The following is a 204-nucleotide window of genomic DNA, read 5'->3' as shown; positions in this document are numbered from 1 at the left end:
TATCGAGAGACAGGAGAAAAAAATAAAAGAATAGAATATTATTATACAAAAGGAGATAGACTCTATGTGTTAAACCCTGGCTCTGGTTTTAAAGTTTCCGCTTCAGTATATGAATTTCGATATGAGTTTTCTGATTCGGATAATATCTTGATTCTACAACTATATGTAAACGGAGAACTAAGTAATTACAAAGAGTTTTTGAAA

At 29.9% G+C, this 204-nt stretch carries 1 protein-coding gene; it reads left to right on the top strand.

The window, feature by feature from the left end; all coding sequences use genetic code 11:
- Nucleotides 1-204: hypothetical protein (locus tag CCAND38_RS12085; RefSeq protein WP_042343542.1), on the top strand; the 204-nt coding region annotated here is incomplete at both ends.

This window comes from Capnocytophaga canis (assembly GCF_000827555.1).
GTDB classification, from domain to species: domain Bacteria; phylum Bacteroidota; class Bacteroidia; order Flavobacteriales; family Flavobacteriaceae; genus Capnocytophaga; species Capnocytophaga canis.
This window is presented reverse-complemented; position numbering and strand designations above follow the sequence as displayed.